Genomic DNA, 13,552 nt, shown 5'->3' on the forward strand with positions numbered 1-13,552 from the left:
GCCGGGCCGAGTTCTTTTTCCGAGCGCGGTGTTCATGGACACCGGTACCGTGCTCCTTGCGGGCGGCGACGCTGAACTGGCGTACGACTGGGCACATCGTGAGTGCGCTGACGATAGGGGAGCGGAATGGGCGTCGCGACAGCGACGGTCCGTGCGGTGAACGGGCTGACCGCGCGGTGGGCGGCTGTCTCGGAGGACGCCACCGTGTTCTCGGCTGCGGGAGTGTGGCCGTTGCTGGCCCACCTGGCCGACGGGGCCGGGGGTGCTGCGCGGGCCGAGCTGGCGGAGGCTCTCGGGCTGCCCGCCGGGCAGGCGGCGGACGCCGCACGTGAGTTGCTTGGCGCCATGGGCGCCATGCGGGGACTGCACACTGCCCTGGGACTGTGGACGAAGCGCACGCTGGAACTGCGGGAGGAGTGGGAGGCGGGCCTGCCGGCCGACGCCCACGGGGTGCTCACGGGGGACCTCGCGGCCGACCACCGGGCGCTGGACGCCTGGACCGTGAAGCGGACCGGCGGGCTGATCGACCGTATGCCGGTCACGCTGTCCGAGAGCACCGAAATGGTGCTGGCAAGCGCGTTGGCCATGCGTACGGAGTGGCTGAGCCCCTTCCACGAGGTGGAGTTGGAGACGGCGTACGAGCCCTGGGCGACCAAGCCGCGGCTGGGCCTGCGGCGCTCCAGTGCCGTGCTGGACCGGGTCGGGTTGGCGGAGACGCCCGACGGGCACGTCACCGAGCTGAAGGTGCTGGGGAGCAACGCGCTGGACGTGCACCTGCTGCTCGGTGAGGAGGGCATGACGCGGGGGCGAGTGCTGGGAGCGGGGATCGATGTCCTCGCCAGCCGGTGCGTGGTCGTCCCGGGGCCACGGCTGCCCTACGGGAACGTCGGACCCGGTCTGCGCGTGGACAAGGTGCGCTGCGCGCGGCCCGAGCCGCCGTCGCTGGACGTGACGACCGTGGCGTATGACCTGAGGGCGAGCCACGATCTGCGGAAGCTGCACCGGTTGTTCGGACTCACGGAGGTACGGGACACCTCGCGCGGGCACTTCCCCGGCATCAGCGGCTCACCGCTCGCCATCGGGTCGGCCGAGCAGAGCACGATGGCGAAGTTCGGCGCGTTGGGTTTCGAGGCCGCCGCGGTGACGGCGTTCGGCGTAGCCGGCGGGGGCGTGCCCGACCGCCGCTACGTCACCACCAGGATCAGCGCCGACTTCGACCGGCCCTTCGGCTTCCTCGTCCTGCACCGCCACACGCGGCTCGTGCTGGCGGCGGGCTGGGTCACGGACCCGCTGCCGTCGCCCCAGTACGACTGGGACGATGAGCGGTGAACGGGACCGCGTCCGGACACTACGGACGGCCTCGACGGACTTGGCGGTGGCAAGGAAATCCGCCAGCTAGGCCGCGGCAGACAGGTCGTCGAGCTGTGTCGCGAGGTGCTTGGGGATCGTGCCCTGGCAGCAGGCGCTGACCTTGATGCCGGTCCGTCCGACCTGTCGCATGAGCATGCTGATCGTCACTTTCGCGTGAGGAGGAGCCCCCGGGCCGCGAGCGGTACATGCGCGGCCCGGGGGACGTGTCGGCGGGGATGGGTCAGCCGTTGTAGGGCGCGGTGATGTCCAGAACCCAGGTCACGCCGAAGCGGTCGGTGAGCATCCCATACAGCGGCGCCCACTGGGCCCTGTCCAGCGGGCGCACGATGGTGGAGCCCTGGGCGAGCTTGTCCCACAGGGCGCTGACCTCGTCGGCGTCGTCCCCGCGCACAGAGACGAAGAACGGGTTCTTTCCCTGGTCCCAGGGCAGCTGGGAGGGCACGTCGTAGGCCATGACGTGGAATCCGTTGCCGCCGGCCACCTCACCCCACATCACCCAGTCCGCCTCGTTCTCGTTCTGTACCGCACCCGCGTCCTTGTAGGTCACGGCGACAGACCCGCCGCCGAACACGGACTGGTAGAAAGCCAGTGCCTCGCGCGCCTGGCCCCGGAAGTTCAGGTGAGTGGTGGTCGTGACAGACATGGCGCTTCTCCTCGCAACCGATGACGCCGGCGCGACCGGGCAGCCGCCGCCCCAGCCGAAAGCTGTCGCTCCGGCCTTTCATGCGAGATCCACCATTCCACCGGTAGCGGACAGGGAGTGTCCTCTACTGGCGGCAGAATGATTCCATGCCGAAAACGTCCTCCCGACTGCTGGCCCTGCTCTCGCTGCTGCAGACGCACCGCGACTGGTCGGGCGACGCTCTCGCCGAGCGCCTCGACGTCACCGTCCGCACCGTACGCCGCGACATCGACCGACTGCGCGAGCTGGGCTATCCCATTCACACGGCCAAGGGCCCCGCGGGCGGCTACCGTCTGGGCGCCGGCGCGCAACTGCCTCCACTGCTCTTCGATGACGGCCAGGCCGTCGCCCTGGCTCTCGCTCTGCAAACGGCGGTCGTCGATGCCTCCATCGGCGAGGACACCTCCCGCGCCCTGGCGACTCTGCGTCAGGTCATGCCCACGCGCCTACGGCACCGCGTAGACGCACTGCAGGTCACCGCGGTACATCCCGCCGGTACACACACTGCGGCGACAGCCGACCCGCAGCTCCTGCTCACGCTGGGCGAGATCATCCGCGCCCGCGAGGAACTGCGCTTCGACTATCAACGCGCAGCCGGCGCGAGCGCCGCACCACGCCGGGCACAGCCGCATCACCTCCTCACGTGGCACGGCAAGTGGTACCTCCTCGCCTGGGACCTCGACCGAGAGGACTGGCGCGCCTTCCGCGCCGACCGCATCATCGTCCGCACCCCCAACGGACCACGCTTCACTCCCAGGCCGCTCCCCAACGACGACGTATCCGCCTTCATCACCGGCCGCTTCCGCGGCACGGACGGCACAACCGCCGACTGGCCGTGCCGAGGCGAGGCCATCCTCCACCTGTCCGCACACGCCGTCGCCCCCTTCACGCCCGACGGCATCGTCGAAGAACTCGGCCCCAACCGATGCCGTGTCATCCTCGGCTCCTGGTCATGGACCGGACTCGCCGCCAACCTGGGCCGCTACGACGCCGAAATCGAAGACGTAAGCCCACCCCAGCTCGCCACCGCTTTCGCCCTCCTCGCCGAGCGCTACGCACGCGCAGCACAGGCGAACACCAGCATCACATGACCCTCAGAGCACGCCTTCCAGAACGGCGATCGCCCAGGATCGAGCGCTCGTCTCGGTGTTGGAGAAGGGGTGATCGACGTGCGCCTCGTAACGCCCCTAGGTTAACAGCGGGTTGAGCGGGCATGCGAGGGAAGCCCGTCAGGGCGCTCAGTAGTGCGACGTGGACAGCTCATAGCCCCACTGACCCCAGCCGGCGTCCTGCGGCAGGTCGGTCTCTTCCAGGCGGACGTCGTCGCCCACTCGGTTGAGGTGGATGAGGCGTCCGAAGCGGGCCTCGGTGAAGCAGCCTTCGCCGCTGAACCACTTGAATGGCGGCGGGCACGCCTTCAGTTCGATGATGACCTCGAACCAGCGTTCGTTCTGCTTGATGGCGCCGTTCTTGATCTGGGTGCTCATGCCGTAGAAGAGATTGCCACCCCAGAAGCCGACCTCGTCTTTCTGGTTCGACGTCGTCCATGCCGTCGGGTCCTGCCATGGGCAGGCGACGAGCCCGAAACTGGTGGTGCCGTACTGGAGGCCGAAAGTCTTGCTCTTGACGTGGTAGTTGAACTGCTTCGGGGAGGCACACCCGTCTGGTGGGGCTGCCGAGGCGGTCGGGGCGTTGAGGATGGCGAGGCCGGCCAGCCCGGCCGTTGCCACGCCAACCACCAACGACTTCTTCATGGTTGTACGTATGCGCACAATTTCCCCCATGAGTAGTGCTGAAGTGACACGACGAGTCTTGCGCAGGACTCACATCGCGCGGAAGGAGATCCTGATGCGCCTTCAGTTCACATTGATAGCCTTCTCGGCATGACCTCCAGGGAGCCAACCATCCTGCAGCTCAAGCTGTTTCTGCTCCTGGCGGAGGAACTTCACTTTGGACGAGCCGCGCAGCGTGCCTTCATCACGCAGCCCACGTTCTCGCGTCACATCCAGTCCTTGGAGCGCAACCTCGGGGTGCAGTTGGTGGAGAGACGCACCCGCACCCTCAGCATCACTCCGTTCGGTCACGCTTTGCTCGACCAGATCCAGACGGTCGTGGACGCCGTCGAGGAGTTGCGGCATCAGGCCCGCCGCACGGCGGAAGCCGGAGCCGGCCAACTGGTCATCGGCTCCTTCGAAGCCCTCGCCTCGGTGGCCCCCGTACCGGCGATACTCGACGAGCTTCAAGGTCGGCTCCCCGGCGTGGACGTCCAGATCCGGCGAGCCGCTTTCGACACCGCTACCGTGCTTCTCGAAGGCCTGGTAGACGCCGCATTCGTCATCCTGCCGGCCCCCGAAGGCATCCAGTACCTGGAAATCGATACCGGTCCACGCTGCGTGGCCATGAGCGCAAGCGATCCACTTGCCGACCGCGCGACGATCACCCTGGCAGATCTCGCTGACCGACCACACATTGGCTGGTCACCGCGTGTGCCCCAGGTGTACCGCGACTACTGGGCCTGTGACCCCCGGCCGGACAGCACCCCGGTCCAGTACACCTCGCACTCGATGGTCGACTACGAAAGCTCCTTGCTTGCCATCGCGATGGGGGAAGGGATCCAACTGCCTCCCGACGCCGCGAGAATCCTCTACCCACGGCCTGGGGTCGCCTACGTCGAGGTGGAAGACCTCCCACCGTGGACCACAGCCCTGGCATGGCTCCCGGCCAAGCGGAACCATCCGCACGTCGCGGCACTGCGCAACACCACACGTGAATTCCTTCGCAGGGGCTGACCGGCAGCCTTCGGGCCACCTGAACCAGCGGGTGTGCGCCCGCCCGGCGAGCACAGCAGTCGGCGAACCGCGCGGGCCGTCCGGTCCTCGCGTTACAGCGACATTGTGTTCCGCCTGGCCACCCCCGCCGGACACGCGTACGCGCCGCAGCGGGTCGACCTGCTCGACCAGAAGACGTGGCGCATCGACCGCACCGCCGACTACGGCAGCTTGCAGAACGCCGCCCGCGGCCGGATCGACCCGGAACGGATCGAGCGCCACTGGGAGGACATCTTGGCTGAGGACGCACGTGCGCGCAGAGTCGAGGGCGGCCCCTACCCAGGGCGCAGAGTGCGGGGCCGCCCGAGCCCCGCGTCCTGTCAGCGCGGGGCACTCTCCGAACGCTAGAACCCAGTCCCCGGCTTCGCTCCTCCGGTGTGTCGGCCGAGTGAGTGCTGGCCACGGCTTCTCTCAAAGCGAGGCGCCACCGGCCGCGCCCGGCGACGCCATGAGCCAGGCTCCCCGGGCCGGCTCCCGGTCTCTGCCGTACCGGAGCGGCAGCTCGCCCGGAGTAATCGTGGCCACGAGGCGAGGGGAGACGAAGCCGTCGGTTGTGCCGGATCGGCGGGGTCTTGGGTCCCGGCGCCTCGCCGGACCCGTTGTCAGTGCCGGATGACACCATCCGGCCATGAGTGGCGAGTCTTTCAACTGGCATGATTTCCTTGGACGTTGGCAGGAGGAGTGGGTTCCGCGCGCAGACGGGGACGAAGACGAGGACGGTGGGCAGACCGTCGTTCCCCTGGGCAGGCCCGGGGCGGACGAGGCGGCGATCGCCGCGGCCGAGGAGCGGCTGGGGCGGCGGCTGCCGCCCTCGTACCGAGAGTTCCTGGCCGTGAGTGACGGGTGGCACGTGGAGCAGATGGCCGGGGTCTATCAGCTCGGCGGCGCCGCGGACATCGACTGGTTCCAGGATCCGTTCGGCATGACCCCGATGTACGAGGAGAACCTGGGCGACAACCCGCGCAAGGAGGACGTCCTGCTGGCCGGGATGTGGCGACGGGCGCTACAGCTGGAGACGGACTCCGACATGTCGTACGCCCTGCTCGACCCGGGCGACAGCGGCCAGGACGGCGAGTGGGCGCTGTACGTCTACAAGGGCTGGAGCGGTGAACTGCCGGACCGCTACCCGTCGTTCCGCGCGTACATGGAGGCCATGTACCGCGGCTTCCACTCCGACCGAGTGGAGAGACCCGACTTCGTGAACGCGACCACGCGCGCCCAGGACGCCCAAGTGGAGGAGGCCCGGCTGCTGGCCCTGAGCGGACGGTACGAGGAGGCCCTTCCCCTGCTCGAGGAGGCGCTGTCCTTCGGACGGCCGCGGAGCGCCGTCCTGCTGAACCAGCTCCGGCATCTGCTGGCTCCGCACAGCTCCCGGGGGTACGGCAACCTGGTGGCCGACCCGCGCTATACGCCCGAGATTCTGCCCGTGGAGGCCATGACACCGGCACGCGGCGAATCGCGGCTGGGCGGGGACGACCACTGGCTCGGGATGATGACCGCCCGCGGGGCCGCCCGGAAGACCGCCGAGGCCGTACTGAGCACGATGCGGGACGGCACCCATCGCTACGCGCCTCCCGGTCCATGGGGCCGAGCCGTCGCCGAGGCCCGGGAGTCGGCCCGCTGGGGCTCGACCGACGCCGCGTGGCGGGTGCTGCGGGACGCGCTGCCGCTGTGGGAGGCGCCCGGGCCCTCGCTGATCGCCCCGATCGGCCTGCTCGCCGATCCGGTCCTGGGTCCGCTGATCACCCCGGAGCGCGGGCGGGAAATCCTCGCGACACCGCGGGCCGGAGAGACGGGACCCGCTCCAGAACCGGTGCCCGATCTCGACCCGCCGGGCCTCGCCTGGCTGACGGAGCCCGCGGCGAACCGGCGGCCGCTCGACGGATACCGCTGTGTCTGGGTCGAGGGGATCGACCCCGCCCGCCTGCCCGCACTGATCGGAGAGCAAGGCGCCGAACTGACCGCGCCCACGGATCTGCGCACGGCGTCCTGGCGGGCACCCAAGCCCCACGAGCGGGAGGGCGTGGAACTCTGGGAGGACCGGGCCGTGGTCGCCGTCGGCCGGACCGCCGATGCGTGGGCCTTCGCCTTCGACGGCCACTCCAACCCCCACCTGAACAAGCTGTTCCTGTCTCCCGCTCCGGCCGCCTCCTCTTCCGGTCGCGCGGTGGTGGTGTGGCGCGACCCGAGGCGCTCGTCCCCGGGCGACCACCCGGCCGCGTTCCACCTTTCGGTGGCCGAACAGGGCGAGGAGCTCTACGCGTTCACCGTGCGGGGTTCGGAGATCCAGCGCTCCGGCGCGATACCCGAGGCCCTGGACCCCGCACGGCTGTTCCGCCCGGAGGACACCGAACAGGACTGCGAACGGCGTGCGTTGGAGGCTCTGCACACCGAACTCGGGCTCTCGCTACCCCGCTTCGCACTGACCGAAGGCCGGCTCCGGACCTTCACCACACGGTCCTGGACCCGGGCGCCACGCGCGGGCGAGGGCTTCGCCTACGCCTACGTCGGTTTTGAGCGGCACCGGCCCTGAACTCGGGCGGGCCCGCATCCCCGGTGGAAGGTGGGCCCGCGGCCGACGACCGGCTGTGGCTCAGGTGCGGGTCCGTGCCGGTCAGAGGCCGAGTGGGAGAGCGGTGAGCTCGGCGCGGGAGGCGACGCCCAACTTGGCGTAGCAGTTTCTCAAGTGGAAGTCGACGGTGCGTGAACTGACGAACAGCTGCGCGGCCACGTCCCGGTTCGACAGGCCCTGCCGGACCAGGGCGGCAACCTGGCGTTCCTGCGGGGTCAGCTCGGTGGCGGTGGCGACGTCGCGGCGGCGGACGCTCTCGCCGGAGGCGCGCAGCTCTTGCGTGGCTCGCTGGGCCCATGAGGTGGCCCCGAGGCCCTCGAACAGCGCCAGCGCTGTGCGCAGGTGCTCGCGGGCGTCGACCCGGCGGCGGGCACGGCGCAGGTGTTCGCCGAAGGCCAGGTGGGTGCGGGCCCGGTTGGGCAGCCGCGGCGAGCCGGCGTGCGCGGCGAGTGCTCGCTGGAAGTGGGCCTCGGCGTCGCTGTCGGCTGCGAGCAGGGCACGGCCGTGTTCGACGACCGCGGTCGCGCCGTGCAGCCCGGTGCCCGCGGCGAACTGCTCCAGCTCGGCCAGCCAGGTGCGGGCGAGTCCGGGGCGGTTGCCGCGGATGGCGGCGTCGAACAGGTCGAGGGCGGCCAGGCGGCGGTAGGCCGGCCCTTCGATTTGCTCGAGGTGGTGCAGCGCGGTCGCCGGCTGCGTGGCCGCGCGCAGCCCCCGGGTCCAGTGCGTCAGGTCGGCGACGAGACCGTCGGTGATGCCGACCGGGTGCTTGTCCCGGATCTCGGTGACCTTGTCCAGGTGGCGGTCGGTGACGTCGTCTCCGCGCAGCGCCGCGACCAGGGCGAGTTGCGCGGTGGGCAGTGCGGTCAGCCCCGGGTGGCCGGTGCCGACGGCCAGCGGCAGCGCCTCGGCGGCGGCACCGGCGGCCTTCGGCCAGGCGCCGGTCGCGATCTGGAAGTGGGCGCCGCGGGTGAGGGCGTGCTCGACCATGTTCAGCGCGCCGGCGCGGCGGGCGGCGGTCAGTTGCTGTTCGTGCAGCCGCAGTCCTCGTTCGTCATCGTCGATCAGCATTGCGGCGATGCCCAGGTTGGGTTGCAGCAGGTGGTCCTCGACTGGGACGGCGTCGGTGAGGCCGAACGCGGACCGGAAGGATTCCGCGGCGGCCGCCCAGTCGCTGCGGGCGACGGCGCCGAAGCCGTGCAGCAGCACCCAGGCGGCCCGCACCCGGGGCGGCGCGTCCGGCGTGGGCTCGGCCACCAGCGCGGTCGCGTCCACCGCGCGCGGGCATCGGGCGCCGAACGCCGCCAGCGACGCGGCGAGCATCGCCAGCTGAGCCACCAGTGCCGCGTCCCCGTCGGCGGCGACCTCGGCGGCCTGCAGGATGAGGTCGTAGCCGTCGTTCAGCGAGCGGGTGTTCCACTCGATCTGCCCCTGCAGCGTCAGCAGTTGCGCACGCGCCGACGGATCGGTCACGTCTGCCGCGGCGGCCTGGGCGAGTGCCGAGGCTCGCGAAGGGTGCGCGCCCAGCCAGGCCGAGGACGCGGCCAGGTACAGCCGCCGGCCGCGGGCCTCACCGCCGGCGGTGAGCTCGGCGGCGCGGGCCCACGCGGCGGCCGACGCCTCGTGGCCACCGCGGGCCGCAGCGCGCTCGGCGACCCCGTCGAGGGCGGCGACGACGTCCTCGTCCGGCCGGTCGGCGGCGGCGGCCAGGTGCCAGGCCCGCCGCTCGGGGTCGCCGGTCAGCACGTCGGCGAGGGCACGGTGCGCGGCGCGGCGCTGCGCGCTGGTGGCCGCCCGGTAGACCGCCGAACGCACCAGCGGGTGGTAGAGGGAGACGGCGTCGCCGTCGACGCGCAGCAACCCGGACAGCTCCACCGCGTCGAGGGCGGTATCAGCGGCGTCGAGGCGTTCGGCGGCGTCGCGGACCACAGTCAGGCGGGTGGTGTCGTCGGTCGCTGCGACCAGCAGGAACCGCTGCGCGGTCTCGTCGAGGCGGCGGTAGCGGTCGAGGAAGGCGCGCTCCACGCCGCCGGTCAGCGGCAGCGGGGTGGGCAGCGGCGCCCGGCCGGTCAGTTGGTCGGCGGTGAGCACCCCGGCCAACTCGACCAGCGCGAGCGGATTGCCGCCGGTGCCCGCCACCAGTTGGTCGCGAGCCGCCGGATCGATGTCGGTCCCGGTGTGCTCGGACAGCAGCGCCTGGGCGTCGGGACCGGTCACGCCGCCGAGCACGATGGTGGGCAGGTCGCCCGCGTCGAAGCGGCGGGCATCGCCGTCGCGGGCGGCGAACAGCAGCGCCACGCGTTCCGCCTGCAGTCGGCGGGCGGCGAACAGCAGCGCCGCGGCCGACGCGTCGTCGAGCCAGTGCGCGTCGTCGACGACGACCAGCAGCGGGGCCTCTTCGGCAGCGTCGGCGAGGAGGCTCAGTGTGCCGAGGAACGTCCGGAAGCGGTCGCCCTCGCCCTCGGTCTCACCCATCGCCGCGCGCAGTGCCGCGGCCTGCGGCGCCGGCAGGGCATCGATGCGGGTGCGCAGCGGCCACAGCAGCCGTTGCAGGGCGGCGAAGGCCAGCGGCGATTCGGACTCCACACCGGAGGTGCGCAGCACCCGCAGGTCCAACGCGGTTGCCAACGCGTCGTCCAGCAGCGCCGACTTGCCGACACCGGCGACGCCACGCACCACCAGCGTGCCGCCGCTGCCGGTGCGGGCGGCGTCGAGCAGGGCGGCGATCGCCGCGCGTTCGGGATCCCGTCCGGCCAGCACGAGCCCAACGGTACCGAACGCGCCGGCGAAAACACCGGCGCGAGTGATCACGTGCGGCGAGCGTGGCAACTGGCCGCAGGCGTGCTGCAGGCCGCCGGTGCCGGCCGCACCTCCGACGCCGCTTCGGGCTGCCCCGGCTTCCTGCCCGTCGGCGCCGGCGTCGGGCCCATGTCCGTCGCCATCGACGTCGTCGGCAGCCACGGATCGCACCGTCACCGACCGGGCCGACCCTGGCGGAAAACCCGGCGATTTCCCCGGTGAGACACACCCACCCTCGGGCCGACGCTGGTCACCGTCACCGCCTCTCGCCCCCTGGACCGCGACGCCATCGCTGCCGCCGTCGACGAGGCGGGATACGCCCTCGCCCCATGACTCCGCCCATTCCGCACGCCACCTGGAGGACTGCCGTGCCCAGCACACTGCCCGCTCTCAGCGCCACCCCCGCGCACACCGAAACCCTGGCGCGCCGCTCGTCGCTGCGTCTGTCCGCCACGCTCCTGCTCGTGGGACAACTCCTGTACATCGTGGTCACCCAGTTCCACACCGATGGGGACGCGAACGATCACCCCGCCGTGTTCACCGAGTACGCCGACAGCGGGATCTGGACCGTTGTGCACCTCGGCCAGTTCGCGGGCACGGCGGTGCTCCTCGCGGGGCTGCTCGCCCTGTTCTTCGCCCTGGACCTCCAGGCCGCGACAGCCAGATGGGCTGGGCGATTCGGTGCCGCTTCGGCGGTGGCGGCACTGGCGCTGCACGGCGTCCTCCAGGCCGTGGACGGGGTCGCCCTCAAACAGGCCGTGAACGCGTGGGCGAGCGCCCCGTACGCCGAGAAGCCGGCGCGCTTCGCGGGCGCCGAGGCGATCCGCTGGCTTGAGTGGGGGGTGAGGAGCTACCAGAACTTCGCCCTGGGCCTCGCTTTGCTCCTGTTCGCGGCCGCGGTCATGCGGACGGCTTGGGTCCCGCGGCCAATCGGCCACCTGATGGGGCTTTCCGGCCTCGCCTATCTGGTGCAGGGCTGGGTGGTCGGCTCCGCGGGCTTCTCGGGAACGGAGACGATCGCAATCGTGCTGACCTTCGTCCTGGACGTGGCGTGGATGAGCTGGCTGGCCGTGGTCGCCTGGCGGATGCGGGATGCGCAGGCCCCGTCGCCCGGCCGATGAACGCCCGCCTCAGCACCGGCGAACGCTCGGAACCGGCACCGGCGCCCCCGGCCACGGTCCCGGCGGGCAGGGCCACTGACCCGGCCGATCCCGGCGACTTCCCCGGTGAGACACACCCGCTCCCGGGCCGACTCTGCTACCTGACCGCACCACCACCACCACCACCAACTCGAGGAGTCCCCTTGCTCTCCGGTACCCCCCGCATGTTCATCGGCTCGACCACCTTCGAGGTCAGCGGCATGACCTGCGCGCATTGTGTCCGCTCCGTCACCGAGGAGATCTCCAGCGTCGCCGGCGTCGAGTCCGTCACCGTCGACCTGGCCACCGGCAACGTCACCGTCACCGCCTCCCAGCCGGTCGACCGCGCCGACATCGCTGCCGCAGTCGACGAGGCCGGCTACGCCCTCGTCCCGTGACCCGCGCCCATCCCTGGAGACACACCGTGCACATCGAAGCCACAACCCCGAGCGCGGCCCCCGCGCCCACCGACGCCGTGACACACAACGGCCACCGCCTGAGCGTCAAGAAGTTCGCCCTGCACTTCGCCGAGATGACCGCAGCGATGGCCGTCGGCATGGTCGTCCTGCACCCGGCATGGATGTTCGTCCTCGACGCCCTCGGCGCCGTCGCGCTGATGCACAACCCGTACACCGGCGCGCTGATCATGGCGACGAACATGACGGTGGCCATGTCCGCGTGGATGAGGTTCCGTGGCCACCGCTGGCAGCCCATCGCCGAAATGGGCGCGGCCATGTACGTGCCCTTCCTGGTGTTGTTCGTGCCGTTGGCGCTCGAGCTCATCGACACCGGCGACCTGATGCTGTGGGGCCACCTGCTCATGCTCCCGGCCATGGCCGTGGCCATGCTGCTGCGCCCATACGAGTACGCCCACTGCTGAGGTCCCTGCCCGGGCCCGGCGACGTCGTCGACGCCTGCGTCGACGCCTGCGTCGACGCCTGCGGCGTCGCATGAACATGACTGCGGTGGTCGCCACCGTCCACTTCGACCCGGCGCAGGTGGGGCCGGGGAGCTGACCGCGGCGATCACCCGGGCCGGCGACGCCAAGGTCGGCGGGCGCAGCGACCTGCACTACCTATTCAGCGACGCCGCCACGGGCCGCCCGGTTGACGACCTGCGGTCCTACCCGTGCAGTTTCGGCTCGCCGACGGTGACGTGGTCACCGTGCTGTTCACCGTCCAAGCCGGCTGACCGGGCCTGCGGCCCGGGCAACGACTCTGGGGGAGGTGTTGGGTCCGACGCACCTCCCATCGACGACAGATACATCTGTGAGCATGTCCAGTGTCAGTGCGGTGCGTTTCACTGTCCGCCATGGAACTCACGCAAGCGACCGTCAACGACCTGCTGGCCCAGCTCGGCTCGAGGGACGGCTACATGTACCTGCCCATCGACCTGGACTCGCAGGACCTGACCGATCTGCTCGGCGACAGGTACGGCGCCTCGCGCACCCTCGTCCTTGGCGGCTTCACCGATCCGACGGTCGACGAGTCCAGGGGCGCCGCTCTCCACGTCCCCTTCGAGGACCGGGCCGTCACGATACGGGCGTGGGCGTACGGGGATCAGTGGGTCGGCACGGGTACGGCGCTGGACGGCGAGGGGATCGAGCGGCCGGTGCTGGTGGTCGCTCACAGGGAGGTGCCCGAGCCCTTGGCGGTCGCTCCGGACGAGGACGTCGACTGGGTGGAGCGGCTCATCCGGATCACCGGCTGGACACAGCCCGCCCGGCGGCCGGACGTGGACTGGGCGGAGGTGGAGTCGCGCCTGGGCACCGCGCTGCCGAGCGACTACAAGCGCATGGTCGAGACGTTCGGCGAGGGCGCCTTCGACGGATATCTGGACCTGAACCAGGAGCCGTGGACGTCTCTCAGGGAGGACGGTCTGCTCATCTGGGCGGGTACTGAGGACGAGTACCTGTACTGCTGGAGGGTCGACGGCGACGACCCCGACCGTTGGCCCGTCGTGGTTCGGTCCTTCGACGACGAGGACTCCTTCGATTGCCAGGCCGCGGAGTTCGTCTGCCGCATCCTGATCGAGCTGCGCCACCCGTTCACGATGGCCCGCTATTTCGCCACCCACTGGTTCATGAACTACCGGGAAAACGACTGAACCCCGCCGCCCACGGCATTCGTGGGGAACAGGGCCGAGCCTGCAGCCAACCTCCGAA

The 13,552-nt window shown here is 70.9% G+C and carries 11 protein-coding genes and 1 pseudogene; 9 read left to right on the top strand and 3 right to left on the bottom strand.

Annotated elements, in window-relative coordinates:
* Positions 1-126: 126 nt before the first annotated feature.
* Positions 127-1,329 (top strand): serpin family protein, encoded by a 1,203-nt coding sequence (locus ABZ818_RS11230; RefSeq protein WP_361412938.1) that lies wholly within the window; start codon positions 127-129, stop codon positions 1,327-1,329.
* A 262-nt stretch (positions 1,330-1,591) separates the two neighbouring features.
* Here the strand turns inward: ABZ818_RS11230 and ABZ818_RS11235 are convergent, their stop codons facing one another.
* Entirely contained in the window at positions 1,592-2,014 is a 423-nt protein-coding gene (locus tag ABZ818_RS11235) for a VOC family protein (protein ID WP_361412939.1), read from the bottom strand.
* Positions 2,015-2,160: 146 nt separating this feature from the next.
* Here ABZ818_RS11235 and ABZ818_RS11240 point away from each other — a divergent pair, with 146 nt between their 5' ends.
* Positions 2,161-3,144, top strand: a complete 984-nt coding sequence (locus tag ABZ818_RS11240) for a WYL domain-containing protein (protein ID WP_361412940.1) — start codon at positions 2,161-2,163, stop codon at positions 3,142-3,144.
* A 147-nt stretch (positions 3,145-3,291) separates the two neighbouring features.
* Here the strand turns inward: ABZ818_RS11240 and ABZ818_RS11245 are convergent, their stop codons facing one another.
* Entirely contained in the window at positions 3,292-3,807 is a 516-nt protein-coding gene (locus ABZ818_RS11245; RefSeq protein WP_361412941.1) for a hypothetical protein, read from the bottom strand.
* Positions 3,808-3,936: 129 nt separating this feature from the next.
* Between ABZ818_RS11245 and ABZ818_RS11250 the strand changes: the two genes are divergently transcribed.
* From ABZ818_RS11250 to ABZ818_RS11260, 3 genes and pseudogenes are all read left to right on the top strand, one after another.
* Positions 3,937-4,842, top strand: a complete 906-nt coding sequence (locus ABZ818_RS11250; protein ID WP_361412942.1) for a LysR family transcriptional regulator — start codon at positions 3,937-3,939, stop codon at positions 4,840-4,842.
* An 84-nt stretch (positions 4,843-4,926) separates the two neighbouring features.
* Positions 4,927-5,118, top strand: a pseudogene (locus ABZ818_RS11255) (Tn3 family transposase); the annotation flags it as partial.
* Positions 5,119-5,509: 391 nt separating this feature from the next.
* On the top strand, positions 5,510-7,414 hold the full coding sequence (locus tag ABZ818_RS11260; protein WP_361412943.1) for an SMI1/KNR4 family protein: 1,905 nt from the start codon (positions 5,510-5,512) through the stop codon (positions 7,412-7,414).
* Positions 7,415-7,495: 81 nt separating this feature from the next.
* Here the strand turns inward: ABZ818_RS11260 and ABZ818_RS11265 are convergent, their stop codons facing one another.
* Positions 7,496-10,411, bottom strand: a complete 2,916-nt coding sequence (locus ABZ818_RS11265; protein ID WP_361412944.1) for a LuxR family transcriptional regulator — start codon at positions 10,409-10,411, stop codon at positions 7,496-7,498.
* Between the two features lie 206 nt (positions 10,412-10,617).
* Here ABZ818_RS11265 and ABZ818_RS11270 point away from each other — a divergent pair, with 206 nt between their 5' ends.
* From ABZ818_RS11270 to ABZ818_RS11285, 4 genes are all read left to right on the top strand, one after another.
* Positions 10,618-11,370: a hypothetical protein gene (locus ABZ818_RS11270; protein ID WP_361412945.1), complete on the top strand. Its 753-nt coding sequence runs from the start codon at positions 10,618-10,620 to the stop codon at positions 11,368-11,370.
* A gap of 182 nt (positions 11,371-11,552) precedes the next feature.
* A complete protein-coding gene (locus ABZ818_RS11275; protein WP_361412946.1) occupies positions 11,553-11,786 on the top strand; it encodes a heavy metal-associated domain-containing protein in 234 nt (77 codons plus the stop codon).
* A 26-nt stretch (positions 11,787-11,812) separates the two neighbouring features.
* Complete coding sequence (locus tag ABZ818_RS11280) at positions 11,813-12,268, top strand: hypothetical protein (protein WP_361412947.1); 456 nt, start codon at positions 11,813-11,815, stop codon at positions 12,266-12,268.
* Positions 12,269-12,699: 431 nt separating this feature from the next.
* Positions 12,700-13,494, top strand: coding sequence for a hypothetical protein (locus tag ABZ818_RS11285; protein ID WP_361412948.1), 795 nt, complete (start codon positions 12,700-12,702; stop codon positions 13,492-13,494).
* Positions 13,495-13,552 lie beyond the last annotated feature (58 nt).

It is taken from the genome of Streptomyces sp. NPDC047453, assembly GCF_040643155.1.
Taxonomy (GTDB): domain Bacteria; phylum Actinomycetota; class Actinomycetes; order Streptomycetales; family Streptomycetaceae; genus Streptomyces.

Coding starts and splice junctions, on each gene's coding strand:
- ABZ818_RS11285 (WP_361412948.1), top strand. CDS start 12,700: ATGGAACTCACGCAAGCGACCGTCAACGACCTGCTGGCCCAGCTCGGC.
- ABZ818_RS11250 (WP_361412942.1), top strand. CDS start 3,937: ATGACCTCCAGGGAGCCAACCATCCTGCAGCTCAAGCTGTTTCTGCTC.
- ABZ818_RS11260 (WP_361412943.1), top strand. CDS start 5,510: ATGAGTGGCGAGTCTTTCAACTGGCATGATTTCCTTGGACGTTGGCAG.
- ABZ818_RS11235 (WP_361412939.1), bottom strand. CDS start 2,014: ATGTCTGTCACGACCACCACTCACCTGAACTTCCGGGGCCAGGCGCGC.
- ABZ818_RS11240 (WP_361412940.1), top strand. CDS start 2,161: ATGCCGAAAACGTCCTCCCGACTGCTGGCCCTGCTCTCGCTGCTGCAG.
- ABZ818_RS11245 (WP_361412941.1), bottom strand. CDS start 3,807: ATGAAGAAGTCGTTGGTGGTTGGCGTGGCAACGGCCGGGCTGGCCGGC.
- ABZ818_RS11230 (WP_361412938.1), top strand. CDS start 127: ATGGGCGTCGCGACAGCGACGGTCCGTGCGGTGAACGGGCTGACCGCG.